Origin of the sequence: Mycolicibacterium tokaiense (genome assembly GCF_010725885.1) — a bacterium.
Taxonomy (GTDB): domain Bacteria; phylum Actinomycetota; class Actinomycetes; order Mycobacteriales; family Mycobacteriaceae; genus Mycobacterium; species Mycobacterium tokaiense.
Genome location: NZ_AP022600.1, coordinates 3,131,660 through 3,144,858, shown reverse-complemented (window position 1 = coordinate 3,144,858; position 13,199 = coordinate 3,131,660). Strand labels below are relative to the sequence as shown.

The window sequence follows — 13,199 nt, the reverse complement described above, 5'->3', positions numbered from 1 at the left end:
GGGCATCATGAATGCCCTCCCCGCCAGCGCTGCCGATGTGGTTGTCATCGGCGCCGGACCGGCCGGTTCGGCGGCGGCGGCGTGGGCCGCCAGAGCCGGCCGCGATGTGCTGGTGATCGATGCGGCGACCTTCCCGCGGGACAAATCCTGCGGCGACGGACTGACCCCGCGGGCGGTTGCCGAACTGGAGCACCTGGGGCTCGGACCGTGGCTCGACGGCCACATCCGCCACCACGGACTGCGGATGTCGGGCTTCGGTTCCGCGGTGCAGGTGCGCTGGCCCGGGCCGTCGTTTCCGGCCACCGGGTCCGCGGTGCCGCGAACCGAACTCGACGACCGCGTGCGCGCGGCCGCGGAGGCCTCGGGGGCAGCGATGTTGTTGGGCGTCAAAGCGGTGTCGGTGGAACATGATTCGTCGGGCCGGGTGTCGGCGGTGGTGCTCGCCGACGGGCACCGGGTGAGCTGCCGGGAGCTGATCGTCGCCGACGGCGCCCGCTCGACGTTGGGGCGGGTGCTGGGCCGGCAGTGGCACCAGGAGACGGTGTACGGGGTTGCCGGGCGGGCCTACCTCTCGTCGCCCAGGGCGTCGGACCCGTGGCTGACCTCGGATCTGGAGTTGCGGGCCGTCGACGGCACGGTGCTGCCGGGCTACGGGTGGATCTTCCCGCTGGGCAACGGTGAGGTGAACATCGGCGTCGGCGCGCTGGCCACCGCCACGCGGCCCGCCGAGGTGGCGCTGCGGCCGCTGATCAAGCACTACGCCGCGCTCAAGGCCCAGGAGTGGGGTTTCGAGGGCGAACCCCGTGCGGTGTCGTCGGCCCTGCTGCCGATGGGTGGCGCCGTCTCCGGGGTGGCGGGACCGAACTGGATGCTGATCGGTGACGCCGCGGCGTGTGTGAATCCGCTCAACGGCGAGGGCATCGACTACGGCATGGAGACCGGCCGGCTGGCGGCCGAGCTACTGGGCTCCGGTGATCTGACCGAGGCCTGGCCGGCGGTGCTGCAACAGCACTACTCTCGCGGCTTCTCGGTGGCGCGGCGGTTGGCGCTGTTGTTGACCATTCCCCGGTTCCTGCCGCTGGCCGGTCCGCTGGCGATGCGCTCGCAGCTGCTGATGGGCATCGCGGTGCGGGTGATGGGCAACCTCGTGACCGACGAGGATGCCGACTGGGTGGCCAAGCTGTGGCGTGGCGCCGGCGCCGGGTCACGACGGCTGGATCGCCGCAAGCCCTTCACGTGATTTGTGGAGTGTCACCGGCGGTGTCCGCCGGTGACACTCCACAAATCACCGTGGACTGGCGCACCACCAGACGCGATCCCAGCGAGGCCCGGATGGTCTGCGTGGTGGCGGTGCCGTCGATGGCCTGGGCCAGCAACCGCACCCCTTCGGCGGCGATGTCGGCCAGCGGCTGGGCGATGGTGGTCAGCGGCGGGGTGCTCAGCGCCGCAAAGGGAATGTCGTCGAAGCCCGTCACCACCATCTGCTCCGGTACCGCGACCCCGGCATCGCGGCAGGCCTGCAGCACACCGAGGGCGATGAGGTCGTTGCCGCAGACGATGGCGTCCGGCCGGGTATCCGACGCCAGAATCCGGGCCCCGGCCTGCTGTCCCCACCGCGTGGAGTACTCCCCCATCAGCACCGCGTCCGGGTGCACGGTGATGCCTTGTGCACCAGCGTGTTTCAGCAGTCCGGCATGACGCAGTTCGGTGGACGAGTCGGTGGGCTGGGCGCTGACGAACGCCGCCGACCGCACCCCGCGCTCGCACAGGTGGCCGACGATCAGGGACTGGGCGAAGTCGTCGTCGATGCCCACCCAATCGGTGTCGGTGTCGCGGGCCCGGCGGTCGATCTGCACCACGGGAACCCGGGCGGACGCCGCCCGCACCGCGGGGCCGCTGTCGATCTCGTTGGTGGGGCTGATGATGATGCCGTCCACCCGCCGGTTGATCAATGAGGAGAGTCGATCGGCCTCCACCTGCGGGCTGGACTGCGCGTCGCAGAGCAGCATCTGCAGCCCGCGTTCGGCCAGCACCCGGTCGACGTTCTTCACCAGTGCCGTGAAGAACGGGTTGGCGATGTCGGGGACCACCATGCCGACGGTGTCGGTGCGGCTGCGCCGCAGCGAGCTGGCGATGCCGTTGCTCGAGTACCCCAGCTCGGCGACCGCGTCCTCGATGCGGCGCGCCAATTCCGGGGACACGGTGCGTGCGCCCGACAGCGCGCGCGACACCGTCGCCGTCGAGACCCCCGCCCGCTCGGCGACCTGCCTGATAGTCGGCCGCACAGCCCCCTCATTCCGTTCGCCCGTTCCGTCGACCACCCATGTGTAGCACCTGCGGACCAAGGCAGGCAATCGTTTACACACATGAAACGCAGAGCTATTGCGCCGTTTCACTGCGCAGTGGTTTGGTATGACGCATCATTCAGGCAATCGTTTACATCACCGGAGGAGACGTATGAAGATCCGCTTGCGCTCCGTGGCAGCCACCGTGCTGACCGCCGCCGCCACCGTCGGGCTCGTCGCCTGCGGCGGCGACTCGACAGAAACCACGGACAACGGCCTCAAGCCGGTCCGGATGATCATGGAATGGCCGGTGGCCGACGCGTTCTGGACGCCGTTCGTGGTGGCCAAGGACAAGGGCTACTACTCCGACGCCGGCATCGACCTGACCATCACGCCGCCGCCCACCGTCGCCGACACCATGAAGTTCCTGGGCACCGACGAAGCCGACGTCGCCTTCACCACCACCCTGGACGTGCTGTTCGCCAAGGACCAGGACGCGCCGGTGGTGGCCATCGGCTCTTACGGCGACAGCAACAACTGGGGCCTGATCTCCCGCGAACCGTTCGACCTGGCCCAGGTCAAGGGCAAGACCATCGGCATCTACAACGACGCGTGGTCCAAGGCGCAGCTGACGATGATGCTGGACTCGGTGGGTCTGACCCTGCCCGACGTGCAGCTGGTCACCGCCGCCGACAACACCGTGCCGCTGCTGCTGGAGAACAAGGTCGACATCATCACCGGTGTCACCAATGCCGAGTCCGCGGAGATCCGCGTCAACGGCGGCTTCGAACCGTTCTTCATGCCCGCCGCAGAACATGGCGCACCCAACGCGCCCATCTTCGTGGTGGCCGGTAACACCAGCTGGCTCGACGGAAACCAGGACACGGCAAAGGATTTCATGGCGGCCACCAAGAAGGGACTGGAAGACTCCCTGGCCGACCCGGCCGCTGCCATGGAGACCTTCCAAAAGGCCTACCCGGACTCCGACATGGCGTTCATCACCGACTCCTGGAACGCGACCACCAAGATCCTCGAGGCCCAGCCGCAGCCGTTCGTCCAGAGCGACGAACAGTGGAAGGGATTGCTGGACGCCGCCGTCGCCCAGGACCTGGTGAAGTCCGTCGACGAGCCCAGCGCCTACTGGACCGACGACTACCTGCCCGACTGAGCGAACCGAGGACACCGCATGCAGGACATCAGCCCCACTCCCCCAGCCGGGCTCGTCACCGCGCAACTACTGGCCCGTGACGTCGCCGAGCTGGCCGCCGAGGTCATCTGGGCCGGCATGACCGAACGCGAGCTGGCCCGGTGGGCAGAAGAGACGATGCGCGCCCGCGGGTCCACCGGCCTGTGGACCATCGTCAACGTCGGGTTCGGCTCCGGCAGCCTGGACTGCTTCCCCACCGTCGGGCCCACCGACCGGATGCTGTGGAACATCGATTCCGGCTTCATCGACGTGCATCCGGTGGTCGACGGGTGGTGGGGCGACTGCACCCGGACCTTCGTCATCGGCGATCAGCCCGACTATCTGGAGGCCAAAGCGGAGATCCAGAAGATCCACGACACCGTGCTGGCCGCCGCCTATCCCGGCATGCCCGCCCGCGAGCTGTGGTCGGCGTTCAACGACTGCATCGCGGGAACCGGGTGGAATCACATGGACCGCCTGGGCAACATCGGGCATTCGATCGGTCAGAACGTCTCCTACACACAGGGTTACATCGACCGGAACAACCCCACACCGATGTGGGGCGGCTGGGCCGTCGAACCCTTCGTCGGCAACCACCTCTACGGAGTCAAGGTCGAAGATGTCATCTGGTTCGGCCCCGACGGGTGCACCGTCATCCGATGACACCCCCTCCCCTCAACCTCGAAAGGAGTCGGCAGTGGCACGCGTACTGATCGCCGGCGAATCCTGGACCACCACATCGATCCACACCAAGGGGTTCGACTCCTTCACCACGGTGGCCTATCAGGAAGGTGTGCAGGACTTCTCGGACGCGCTGACCACCGGCGGGCACCAGGTGACGTTCATGCCCAACCACGTCGCCGCGCAGAGCTTCCCCACCTCCGCCGACCAGCTCGACGCCTTCGACGTGGTGATCCTGTCCGACATCGGGTCCAACACGCTGTTGATGCCCAACGATGTTTTCCTGCACGGCAAGTCGTTTCCGAACCGGCTGCGGGTGCTGCGGGACTGGGTGCGCGAGGGCGGGTCGCTGATGATGGTGGGCGGCTACCTCAGCTTCCAGGGCATCGAGGCGAAAGCCAACTACAAGAACTCACCGCTGGCCGAGTCGCTGCCGGTCCTGATGGAGGACGGCGACGACCGGGAGGAGACTCCCGAAGGCGCCGTCCCGCACCTGTTCGGACCCGTTCATCCCTGCACCGCAGGTCTTCCCGACACCTGGCCGGCACTGCTGGGGTTCCAGCGCCTGGCTCCCCGATCGGCATCGGAGGTGCTGGCCCAGGTGAACGGCCACCCGCTTCTGACCGTGGGCCACTACGGCGAGGGCCGATGCGCGGCCTTCGCCAGTGACATCGGCCCACACTGGGCACCCGCGGAGTTCACCCGCTGGGAGGGTTTCTCGACGCTGTGGACGCAGACCGTGTCCTGGCTCGCCGACGGGCGCACCCCGTGACCCTGCAGTTGCGGGGCATCTCCCAGCGCTTCGACGGCATCGAGGCCCTGGCGCCGGTGGACCTCGACGTGCGAGACGGCGAATTCGTCTGCATCGTGGGCCCGTCGGGCTGCGGGAAGTCCACCATCTTCAACATCGTCTCCGGGCTGCTGACGCCGACCAGTGGCTCGATCACCCTGGATGGTCGCGACATCAAAGGCCGGTCGGGGCATGTCGGCTACATGCTGCAGAAGGATCTGCTGCTGCCGTGGCGCACCGTGCTGGAGAACATCGTGCTGGGTGCCGACATCACCGGCCGCGCCTCCCGCCAGGACCGGGAGGCCGCGGCTGAGATGGCGCAGCGCTACGGCCTGGGCGGCTACCTCAACCACTATCCGCACGCGCTCTCGGGCGGGATGCGGCAGCGGGTGGCCGTCATGCGCACCTTGGCGCTCGATCACCCCGTCATGCTCCTGGATGAACCGTTCGGCGCCCTGGACAGCCACACCCGACTGTTGATGCAGCAGTGGCTGCTGCAGGTCTGGCGTGAGCAGCGCAAGACGATCATGTTCGTCACCCATGACATCGACGAGGCACTGTTCCTGGGTGACCGGGTGGTGGTGATGACACCGCGGCCCGGCCGTGTGCAGGAGGTCATCCCGATCGACCTGCCCCGGCCGCGGGACATCCACATGACCACCGACGCCCACTACGTCGAGCTCAAGGCGAGGGTGCTGGACCTCATCTACGGGCGCGCCCCGGAGGTGGCGTGATGCCGAAGATCGGCGCCAGCATCCCGCTTCGCCTGCGCGCATTGGGCATTCCCGTGCTCGGCATGGTCCTGCTGGTCGTGGTGTGGGACCTGGCGGTGCGCATCTTCGACATCGCCCCCTACGTGTTGCCCAGTCCGGCACGGACATTCGAGGCGCTGCGCGACGACTGGTCGTCGCTGGGTCCGGGCGCCGTCATCACCAGCCAGGAGTTCATCCTCGGCTTCCTCATCGGCGCCACCGCCGGCTTCTTCTTCGCCCTGGTGATGTCGTGGTCACCGCTGGTGCAACGCGGCCTCTACCCCATCCTGATCACCTCCCAGGCCGTGCCGATCATCGCCGTCGCACCGGCGCTGGTGATCTGGATGGGCTTCGGTCTGGCGCCCAAGCTGACCATCGTGGCGCTCATCGTGTTCTTCCCCGTGGTGGTCAACGTCCTGGACGGGTTGGCCTCGGTGGACAAGGATCTGATTGCCCTGGTGAAGGCGATGGGTGGAACCCGTTGGCGCATCTTCCGTTCGGTGACGCTGCCCGCCACCTTGACCCCGTTGTTCTCCGCCCTGAAGATGACCGCCACCTTCGCCGTCACCGGCGCGGTACTCGGCGAATGGACCGCCTCCACCACCGGCGGACTGGGGGTCTCGCTGCTGGAAGCCCAGTCCCGCCTCGACGTCGCGTCGGTGTTCGCCGCCATCATCTTGCTGGTGATCCTGGGCCTGCTGGCCTTCGGCACGGTGGCCGTCGCCGAGGTGCTGTTGACCCCGTGGCGGCGATCGTCGGTCAAACCCGCGTGGCGGCGCACCCTGTCCCGAGATGTCGAGCCAGAGCCAGAGAAGGTGAATCAACCATGATCCGCGTCGCGAGCGTGCAGACCGATCCCACGATGCTCGACGTCAGCGGCAACGTGGACGCCATGGTGGCCGCGATGCACCGACTGGCCGCCGAGGGCGTGCAGTTGGCGGTGTTCCCCGAACTGGCCACCACCGGTTACATGTTCGCCGATGCCGACGAGTGCCGCACGGTGTCCGAGGAGGTACCGGACGGGCCCACCTGCGCCCGGCTGCTGGCCGCGTGCACCGAACTCGGCATGCACATCGTGTTCGGGATCGCCGAACGCGACGGTGAGCGGCTGTACAACTCCAGCGCGCTGCTGGGGCCGGACGGTTTCATCGGCCGGTACCGCAAGCTGCATCTGTGGGATCAGGAGAACGTGGTGTTCTCCCCCGGTGATGTCGGCCTACCGGTGTACGACACCGCGGTGGGCTCGATCGGCATCCTGATCTGTTACGACATCTGGTTCCCCGAAGCCGCCCGCACCCTCGCCCTCGCCGGCGCGGACCTGCTGTGTGTGCCCACCAACTGGGTGCCACTGACCGCCGGCAACGACGCCGACGGCCGCGCCATGGCGAACATCCTGTGCAGCGCCAACTCCCACTGCAACGGCGTGCCCATCGTCGCCGCGGACCGGTGCGGCACCGAGCGCGGCCAGGAGTTCCTGGGCCGCAGCGTCATCACCGCACCCAGCGGCTGGTACGCGGCGGGGCCGGCATCACCCTCCGACGAGGACGTGATCATCGCCGACCTGGACCTCAGCGGTATCGGTGCCAGCCGTCAGCTGAACCAGTTCAACAACACCTTCGCCGACCGGCGCCTGGACGCCTACCGGGTCTGATCGTCGCCCCAGCGCGTCACCACGCTGCGGTAGTACTCGACCGCGGTGTCGATGTCGCTCAGCGAGACGGCCTCGTCGGCGGCGTGCATGGTGGCCGGATCCCCCGGGCCCCAGATGACCACCGGCACGTCCGGCAGCACGGTGCCCAGCACCGCGCCGTCGGTGAAGTAGGACACCGGGTCGGCCGCCGGCGCCACCGGAAGTCCGGCCACCCAGGGATGGTCGGCCGACGTCCACAGTGCAGGCAGGTCGATCAGCGCGTCCACCGACGCCACCTCCGGTTGGGAGGTCCACCACTGCAGCAGCTCCGGTCCGTTGCGCACGGTGCGGTGATCGACGACGCAACTGGCATCGGCGGCAACGATGTTGGGCGCGCTCCCGCCGGTGACGGTTCCGAGGTTCCAGGTCGACGAGCCGAGGTGGGTGTGGGTGGCCTGCGGGAGTTCGGCGCGGGCCCGCTGGATGACATCGGTGAGCGCCAGGATCGCATTACGACCCAGGTGCGGCGTGCTGCCGTGGGCAGCCACCCCCGCGGTGGCCACCCGCAGCCACAGGGCGCCGCGGTGCCCCAGGTTGACCCGATTGGCCGTGGCCTCGGGGACGATGACGGCACCCAGGTCGGCCGCTGCGGCGGCATGGCCGGCTCCCTGGGCACCCAGCGAGCCCACCTCTTCGTCGGAGGTCAGGATGAGCGCCACCGGGACCCCGGTATCGACGGCGTGTCCCACCGCGGCCAGCGCGGCCACCAGCCCCGCCTTCATGTCGGTGGCGCCCCGGCCGACCAGTCGTCCGTCGTGGATCTCTGCCCCGAACGGCGCATAGGACCAGGACTGCAGCGGCCCGGTGGGCACCGTGTCGACGTGGCAGCAGAACGCCAGCCGGGGCGTCCCAGGCGCGGCGTCGTTGGTCAGCACCGCCCACGGGTGTGGCCCCGCCAGGTCGGATTCGACGCGCACACTGGGCTGCCCACGGCGAACCGTCGACAGACAGAGTTCCATGGCTCGGCGCTGCGGTGCGGGATCCCCCGAAATCGTCTGCAGCACAACAAGCTCAGCCAGCAAATCCGGAAGACCCACCCCGCCATGCTATCCGCACCAGCGGTGTCGTCCGTGTCGCCGCCAAGGTCGACGATTTGCATTCATGAGCTCACGATGCCGTGCTGGCAATTCGCTGAGACTTTGCCTTATTGCGTAATGGCGACTCCATCTCCGAGCCCCCTCGTGACGCATCCGCCGCACCGGCGATTCGACAGGTGTCAGCACGCCAGGTCGCCGAGAAGTGATCGTGTAGCACTACATACACAGCACTCACGCAGGTGAGGCCATAGATTTTATTGACGCCGGCGATACGCCGCCCTGTTTGCCACTGTCGGATTGACACCGCGCCGCACCGACGATAATTTCGATTCAATCCTCAGAACCCGCCGACCGGAGAACGTCGATGGTTAAGAACTGATGATTTGCGGGTAATGAACTCGGGGAGAAGTTCAGATGTGGCGCGCCACGTGTGTCTCGCACGGCGCGTCCCTCGTTCGACAGGGAGCGAAGCATGAAGGTCGTCTTGTTCTGCGGCGGGTATGGAATGCGGATGCGTACGGCCCAGGAGGACGTGATCCCCAAACCGCTGCAGATGGTCGGCCCCCGCCCGCTGGTCTGGCATGTCATGCAGTACTACGCCCATCACGGCCACAAGGACTTCATCCTCTGCCTGGGCTATGGCGCGGAGAAGATCAAAGAGTACTTCCTGCGCTACAACGAAACCCCGTCCAACGACTTCGTGCTGTCGGACGGCAAAGTGCAGATGCTGTCGTCGGACATCGCCGAATGGTCCATCACCTTCGCCGAAACCGGCATCGAATCGCCCATCGGTGAGCGGTTGCGCCGGGTGCGCAAGTACCTCGGCGACGACGAGTACTTCCTGGCGAACTACGCCGACGTGCTCACCGACGCTCCGCTGGACACCATGGTGAACAACACCATCAGCAGCGGCGCCCTGGCCTCGATGCTGGTGGTACCGCCGGCGAGCTCCTTCCACTGTGTCGACATCGCGCCTTCGGGTGAGATCAAAGAGGTGCAGCCGCTGGCCGAGATGTCGGTGGGCATCAACGGCGGCTACTTCGTGCTGCACCGCGACGTCATCGACCTGATCCCCGAGAACGGTGACCTGGTGGGCGATGCGTGCTACTCGCTGGCCGGGAGTGGCAAACTCATCGGCTACCGCCACGAAGGCTTCTGGAAGCCGGCCGATACCTTCAAGGAGCGCGCCGAGCTCGACACCGACTACAACAAGGGTGTGCGCCCCTGGGCGCTGTGGGAATCCAAGGCCGTCGCGTGACGGCGGTGTCGCCCCGCGACATCGCCACCCTCGCGGTGGTGGGCGCGCATTGCGACGACATCGCCATCGGCGCCGGCGCCACCCTGCTGGCAATGACCCGCGCCAACCCCGACCTGGTGGTGCACGCCATGGTGTGCACCGGGGCCGGTACCGAGCGGGAAGTGGAGGAGAAGGCCGCACTGGCCGCCCTGTGCGACAGCGCCGACGTGCGTTTGACGGTGCACGACTTCCCGGACGGACGCCTCCCGCAGCACTGGGCTGCGCTCAAGTCCAGGTTGGCCGAGTTCCGGCGCAGCTGCGAACCCGATCTGGTGATCGGCCCGCAGCGTCACGACGCGCACCAGGACCACCGCCTGCTGGCCGAGCTGGTGCCGACGGAGTTCCGCGGGCATCCGTACTGGGGTTACGAAATCCTGAAATGGGAATCAGATCTGCCCACCCCCAACGTCTTCGTGCCCGCCACCGCAGCCGACGCGGAACGCAAACAGCAACTGCTGCACCAGTGTTACCCCTCGCAGACCGGTAAGCCCTGGTTCGATGCCGAGGCCTTCCTGGGCCTGATGCGGATCCGCGGCGTCCAGTCCCAGCACCGCTACGCCGAGGGATTCGTGTCCGACAAGCTCACCATCGCGTTCTTCCAGCGTGAGTTCGAGGCTGCGAGGGACGAGCAGTCGAAGAAGCTCACGCCATAGATAAGGATTCGTCATGCGTGTTCTCATCACCGGTTCCGACGGCTACCTGGGCGCCTTGACGGCCCCCACCCTGGCCGCCGACGGCTTCGACGTCGTGGGGCTGGACACCGGTTACTACAAGTCGGGCTGGCTGTGCTCCGAGCGGCAGGCCGGCGCACCGAGCTTGGTGCCCGCGACGCTGGTCACCGACATCCGCGAGGTCACCGTCGATGACCTGCGTGGCTTCGACGCCGTGGTGCACATGGCGGAGTTGAGCAACGATCCCCTGGGGGACCTGATCGGTGAGGTCACCTACGACATCAACCATGCCGGCAGCGTCCACCTGGCCACCTGCGCGAAACAGGCCGGGGTGCAACGGTTTGTGTACATGTCGTCGTGCAGTGTGTACGGCGCGGCCGACGGTGTGGTGGACGAGACCAGCCCGGTGAATCCACTGACCGCCTACGCCCGGTGCAAGGTGATGGTGGAGCGCGATCTCACCGCGATGGCCGACGCCACCTTCACCCCCGTGTTCCTGCGCAACGCCACCGCGTTCGGCGCCTCCCCACGGATGCGCTTTGACATCGTGCTGAACAACCTCAGCGGATTGGCGTGGATCGAGAAGACCATCGCGATGACCAGCGACGGCACTCCGTGGCGGCCGCTGGTCCACGGTCTCGACATCGCCCAGGCCATCCGGTGTGCCCTCACCGCCGATCGCGACGTCGCCCACAACCTGGTGGTGAACGTGGGCTCGGACGAGAACAACGTGACCGTCCGCGACATCGCCGAGCTGGTGGGCGCCGAATTCCCGGACTGCGCAGTCACGTTCGGCCCGCCCAGTGCGGATCAGCGCAGCTACCGGGTGGACTTCTCGCGCATCCATGCCGCCTTCCCCGACTTCGCCGCGCGCTGGTCGGTGGCAGCGGGAGCCGCGCAACTGCACCGGGTGTTCCGCAGCATCGACCTCGACGGCGCCACCTTCCACGGCCGCGGGCACACCCGGCTCAAGCAGATCCAATACCTGATGTCCACCGGTCAACTGGACCACCGACTGTTCTGGAGTGAACGTGCGTTGCAGACTGTGTGACTCGGACAAGCTCCGCAGCATCCTCGACCTCGGTGCCACCCCGCCGTGTGAGAAGTTCCTCACCGCAGCCGAACTCGACGACCCCGAACCCACCTACCCGTTGCACCTGCGGGTCTGTGAGGACTGCCTGCTGCTGCAGATTCCCGCGCTGATCACGCCCGAGGACACCTTCACCGAGTACGCGTACTACTCCTCATATTCCGACAGCTGGGTGCAGCACGCGAAAGCGTTCGTCGCCGACTCGGTGGACCGCCTGGGTCTGGGCCCGGATTCACTGGTGGTCGAGGTGGCCAGCAATGACGGGTACCTGCTGCAGCACGTCGTGGCCGCCGGCATCCCCTGCCTGGGCATCGAGCCGTCGGTGAACGTCGGCGCAGCCGCGCGTGAGCGCGGAGTACCCACGGAGACAGCGTTTTTGGACGAGTCCTGCGCAGCCCGGGTGCGCAGCCAGCACGGCCCGGCCCAGCTGGTGGTCGCCAACAACGTCTACGCCCACATCCCGGACCTGCTGGGCTTCACGCGTGCACTGCGCCGGCTGCTCGACGATCAGGGTTGGCTCAGCATCGAGGTGCACCACGCGCTGGACCTGGTGCGTCACGCCCAGTTCGACACCGTGTACCACGAGCACTTCCAGTACTACACGGTGCTGTCGGCCATGCGGGCGCTGGCGACCGCCGACCTCGCCGTGGTGGACGTGGAGCGGCTGAGCACCCACGGTGGCTCCATCCGGCTGTGGGCGCGCCCGCTGGCGGCCGCCGGCGAGCCCAGCGACCGGGTGCGCGACGTGCTGGCCGAGGAAGCCGACGCGGGCCTGCACGAGGTGGACGGCTACCTGCAGCTCGAGTCCCGCACACAGGCGATCCGCCAGGAGCTGCTGCGCTTTCTGCTCGAGTGCCGCGCCGACGGCAAGCGCGTGGTGGGGTACGGCGCTCCCGGCAAGGGCAACACCCTGCTCAACTACGCCGGAATCCGCGCCGATCTCCTGGAGTACATCGTCGACCGGAACCCGTACAAACACGGCAGATTCACCCCGGGCACCCGGATCCCGATCTTCGATCCCGCCCGGCTGGCGCAGGACCGACCCGACGTGGTGCTGGCGCTGCCGTGGAACCTCGAACGCGAGCTCACCGAACAACTGGCCTACATCGGGGACTGGGGCGGCGAGCTGTATTTCCCACTGCCCCGGATGCACCCCGCCGTCAGGTGAGGAGGGCCAGCAGGTCCTGCCAACTGCCCGCGGCGGCGTCTCTGGCCGACATCTGCGTCACCGGCTGCGGCCACGCGATCGCCAGGTCGGTGTCGTGAGCGTTGACCGACAGGTCCTCTGCGGGGTCGTGGGGCCGGTCGATGCGGTAGCAGACATCCGCCTCGGCGGTCAGCGCCTGGAAGCCGTGGAGGAAACCCGGTGGGATGTACAGGTGACGAAAAGCGGTGTCGTCCAAAACGAATGCTTCGTGCTGACCGAAGGTCGGGGATTCTGTTCGGATGTCGACCAGCACGTCGTGCACCGCACCCCGGGCGCACCGCACCAGTTTGGCCTCGCCGCGGCCCGACCTGCCGTGCATACCGCGCAGCACACCTTGGACGGAGCGGGACTGGGAGTCCTGCACGAAGCTCGCCGAGGTACCTGCGCCGAGATGGCCGTCGAAGATGTCGGCGTCGAACGTCCGCGTGAAGAAGCCACGCTGGTCATAATGGGGTTCATTGACAAGCACCAGCACGTCCGCCAACCGCGTCTGCTCGATGCGCATCAGGAGAT

At 67.5% G+C, this 13,199-nt stretch carries 14 protein-coding genes; 11 read left to right on the top strand and 3 right to left on the bottom strand.

Translation table 11 applies throughout. The annotated features are described in order from the left end of the window. The first annotated feature begins 7 nt into the window (after positions 1 to 7). On the top strand, positions 8 to 1,240 hold the full coding sequence (gene menJ / locus G6N58_RS15340; RefSeq protein WP_115278136.1) for a menaquinone reductase MenJ: 1,233 nt from the start codon (positions 8 to 10) through the stop codon (positions 1,238 to 1,240). Here the strand turns inward: menJ and G6N58_RS15335 are convergent. Next, positions 1,233 to 2,285: a LacI family DNA-binding transcriptional regulator gene (locus tag G6N58_RS15335; RefSeq protein ID WP_068919606.1), complete on the bottom strand. Its 1,053-nt coding sequence runs from the start codon at positions 2,283 to 2,285 to the stop codon at positions 1,233 to 1,235. The genes menJ and G6N58_RS15335 overlap by 8 nt on opposite strands. 172 nt (positions 2,286 to 2,457) lie before the next feature. Here G6N58_RS15335 and G6N58_RS15330 point away from each other — a divergent pair, with 172 nt between their 5' ends. The 6 genes from G6N58_RS15330 to G6N58_RS15305 are packed head-to-tail and all read left to right on the top strand — an operon-like array spanning position 2,458 to position 7,345. Next, the gene (locus G6N58_RS15330; protein WP_068915489.1) at positions 2,458 to 3,453 is read left to right on the top strand and encodes an ABC transporter substrate-binding protein; all 996 of its coding nucleotides are present in this window, start codon (positions 2,458 to 2,460) and stop codon (positions 3,451 to 3,453) included. 18 nt (positions 3,454 to 3,471) lie between these two features. Then, the gene (locus tag G6N58_RS15325) at positions 3,472 to 4,134 is read left to right on the top strand and encodes a M24 family metallopeptidase (RefSeq protein ID WP_115278137.1); all 663 of its coding nucleotides are present in this window, start codon (positions 3,472 to 3,474) and stop codon (positions 4,132 to 4,134) included. Between the two features lie 34 nt (positions 4,135 to 4,168). After that, positions 4,169 to 4,924: a glutamine amidotransferase gene (locus G6N58_RS15320; protein ID WP_068915487.1), complete on the top strand. Its 756-nt coding sequence runs from the start codon at positions 4,169 to 4,171 to the stop codon at positions 4,922 to 4,924. Further along, positions 4,921 to 5,676, top strand: coding sequence for an ABC transporter ATP-binding protein (locus G6N58_RS15315; protein ID WP_197746427.1), 756 nt, complete (start codon positions 4,921 to 4,923; stop codon positions 5,674 to 5,676). The genes G6N58_RS15320 and G6N58_RS15315 overlap by 4 nt, the downstream gene beginning before the upstream one ends. Continuing rightward, entirely contained in the window at positions 5,676 to 6,524 is an 849-nt protein-coding gene (locus tag G6N58_RS15310; protein WP_115278138.1) for an ABC transporter permease, read from the top strand. The genes G6N58_RS15315 and G6N58_RS15310 overlap by 1 nt, the downstream gene beginning before the upstream one ends. Continuing rightward, on the top strand, positions 6,521 to 7,345 hold the full coding sequence (locus G6N58_RS15305; RefSeq protein WP_068915484.1) for a nitrilase-related carbon-nitrogen hydrolase: 825 nt from the start codon (positions 6,521 to 6,523) through the stop codon (positions 7,343 to 7,345). The genes G6N58_RS15310 and G6N58_RS15305 overlap by 4 nt, the downstream gene beginning before the upstream one ends. Here the strand turns inward: G6N58_RS15305 and G6N58_RS15300 are convergent. Beyond that, positions 7,333 to 8,421, bottom strand: a complete 1,089-nt coding sequence (locus G6N58_RS15300) for a M20/M25/M40 family metallo-hydrolase (protein ID WP_232067875.1) — start codon at positions 8,419 to 8,421, stop codon at positions 7,333 to 7,335. The genes G6N58_RS15305 and G6N58_RS15300 overlap by 13 nt on opposite strands. 472 nt (positions 8,422 to 8,893) lie before the next feature. Here G6N58_RS15300 and G6N58_RS15295 point away from each other — a divergent pair, with 472 nt between their 5' ends. The 4 genes from G6N58_RS15295 to G6N58_RS15280 are packed head-to-tail and all read left to right on the top strand — an operon-like array spanning position 8,894 to position 12,647. Then, positions 8,894 to 9,679 (top strand): sugar phosphate nucleotidyltransferase, encoded by a 786-nt coding sequence (locus G6N58_RS15295; RefSeq protein WP_115278140.1) that lies wholly within the window; start codon positions 8,894 to 8,896, stop codon positions 9,677 to 9,679. Then, the gene (locus tag G6N58_RS15290; protein WP_232067874.1) at positions 9,676 to 10,371 is read left to right on the top strand and encodes a PIG-L deacetylase family protein; all 696 of its coding nucleotides are present in this window, start codon (positions 9,676 to 9,678) and stop codon (positions 10,369 to 10,371) included. The genes G6N58_RS15295 and G6N58_RS15290 overlap by 4 nt, the downstream gene beginning before the upstream one ends. A gap of 13 nt (positions 10,372 to 10,384) precedes the next feature. Then, complete coding sequence (locus G6N58_RS15285) at positions 10,385 to 11,440, top strand: NAD-dependent epimerase/dehydratase family protein (RefSeq protein ID WP_115278141.1); 1,056 nt, start codon at positions 10,385 to 10,387, stop codon at positions 11,438 to 11,440. Further along, positions 11,421 to 12,647: a class I SAM-dependent methyltransferase gene (locus G6N58_RS15280; RefSeq protein WP_115281487.1), complete on the top strand. Its 1,227-nt coding sequence runs from the start codon at positions 11,421 to 11,423 to the stop codon at positions 12,645 to 12,647. Before G6N58_RS15285 ends, G6N58_RS15280 begins: the two co-directional genes overlap by 20 nt. On the opposite strand, the gene G6N58_RS15275 is transcribed toward G6N58_RS15280, so the two are convergent. Continuing rightward, on the bottom strand, positions 12,640 to 13,191 hold the full coding sequence (locus G6N58_RS15275; RefSeq protein ID WP_115278142.1) for a dTDP-4-dehydrorhamnose 3,5-epimerase family protein: 552 nt from the start codon (positions 13,189 to 13,191) through the stop codon (positions 12,640 to 12,642). The two genes, G6N58_RS15280 and G6N58_RS15275, sit on opposite strands and share 8 nt — an antisense overlap. Positions 13,192 to 13,199 lie beyond the last annotated feature (8 nt).

Bases quoted from the DNA above. Each gene is read 5' to 3' on its own strand.
- G6N58_RS15325 (WP_115278137.1), top strand. From the start codon at position 3,472: ATGCAGGACATCAGCCCCACTCCCCCAGCCGGGCTCGTCACCGCGCAA.
- menJ (WP_115278136.1), top strand. From the start codon at position 8: ATGAATGCCCTCCCCGCCAGCGCTGCCGATGTGGTTGTCATCGGCGCC.
- G6N58_RS15305 (WP_068915484.1), top strand. From the start codon at position 6,521: ATGATCCGCGTCGCGAGCGTGCAGACCGATCCCACGATGCTCGACGTC.
- G6N58_RS15295 (WP_115278140.1), top strand. From the start codon at position 8,894: ATGAAGGTCGTCTTGTTCTGCGGCGGGTATGGAATGCGGATGCGTACG.
- G6N58_RS15310 (WP_115278138.1), top strand. From the start codon at position 5,676: ATGCCGAAGATCGGCGCCAGCATCCCGCTTCGCCTGCGCGCATTGGGC.
- G6N58_RS15330 (WP_068915489.1), top strand. From the start codon at position 2,458: ATGAAGATCCGCTTGCGCTCCGTGGCAGCCACCGTGCTGACCGCCGCC.
- G6N58_RS15275 (WP_115278142.1), bottom strand. From the start codon at position 13,191: ATGCGCATCGAGCAGACGCGGTTGGCGGACGTGCTGGTGCTTGTCAAT.
- G6N58_RS15285 (WP_115278141.1), top strand. From the start codon at position 10,385: ATGCGTGTTCTCATCACCGGTTCCGACGGCTACCTGGGCGCCTTGACG.